The 1,337-nt window shown below is 44.1% G+C and carries 2 pseudogenes; both read left to right on the forward strand.

From position 1 onward, the window contains the following. Positions 1-261: pseudogene (locus tag ACM0OX_RS35605) on the forward strand (DUF4255 domain-containing protein); the annotation flags it as partial. Beyond that, a pseudogene (locus ACM0OX_RS35610) lies at positions 258-1,337 on the forward strand (ATP-binding protein); the annotation flags it as partial. The pseudogenes ACM0OX_RS35605 and ACM0OX_RS35610, both read left to right, overlap by 4 nt.

Genomic DNA, 1,337 nt, shown 5'->3' on the forward strand with positions numbered 1-1,337 from the left:
GCTAATGGCGAAGTAACCCTCACACTGATTTTAAGCCCCCAAGTGCGACCAAGACAGAGAGTGGCGTTATTGTTAGGCGATCGCGAAGTGCTAGCTCAACCACATCCAACTCAAACAGATAGGCTGGAGTTTCGGATTGCAGGTGTTACACCGGGTGAGTATTTTGTACGAGTGCGGATTGATGGTGTAGATAGTTTGCTAGTGGATCGCACAGTGACACCGCCTGTTTTCGACCAGAACCAGAAGGTGGTGATTTTATGAACAACCTCGATTCTTGGAGAGCAAACAATGAAGAATACCTAGCAAATGAACTGGCTTGGCTACGCTGGCGTTTGTCTGAGTTTGCACAGTTACCTGATATTGAAAAGCCCAAAGTCACAGAAATGGCAATAGTGGAAGGGATGAATCCATCCACAGCACTAGTTCTATTAAGCCAAAAGTTAGATTTATCTGACTTTGAACAACAGGTCTTACTGTTATGCATTGCAATGGAATTAGATCCAGGTATAGCGCGTCTTTGCGCCAAAGCTTCAGATAATTCTCACCAGCCTTATCCTACCTTTGCCTTAGCTTTTTCATTATTCGATGAACCTACTTGGGATGCCCTTTCTTGGGAACGCCCTTTGCGTTACTGGCGATTAATTGAAATTCATCAGTCAGGAGTTCAACCTCTGACCGCCAGTGGCTTACGGGTAGATGAACGTATATTAAATTATGTTAAAGGATTAAATTCTTTAGACGATCGCTTGGCATCATTACTGATGCCGATGGAAACAGCAGAATGGAATGTAAAATTACCGCCATCTCAAAACGCTGTTGTCCAAACAATTATTCTGCAACTGTGCCAAACGCATAGAGAACAACGTTTACCAATTATTCAGCTAGTAGGAGCAGATTCTCTCAGCAAGCAACTAATAGCCCAACATGTAGCAGCCCAACTAGATAAATATGTCTATCGTTTGTCAGTGGAATTATTGCCCACTCAGGCGGGAGAATTAGAGACAATTGCTCGTTTGTGGCATCGGGAAAGCTTGTTATTACCGCTTGCGCTGTATTTAGATGCCCAAGAGGTTGACAGTAAACCGACTACAGAAGGACAAGCACTTCCCTTACAGCGATTTATTACCCGCAGTGGTGGTCTACTTTTCTTTAGCACTCGTGAGGTTAGGCAATTGGATTTGCCGACAATTGTCGTAGATGTTGAAAAGCCAACACTCACGGAACAAAAAGCAACTTGGACTGAGGCATTAGGAGGAGTGGCAGATAATAATCCGCAGGTTCTGGCGACTCAGTTTAACCTGAATTTAGTCAAGATTGAGCAGATTGCCCAGCAGGTG

Source organism: Nostoc sp. PCC 9305, assembly GCF_963920915.1.
In the GTDB taxonomy this organism is placed as follows: Bacteria; Cyanobacteriota; Cyanobacteriia; order Cyanobacteriales; family Nostocaceae; genus Nostoc.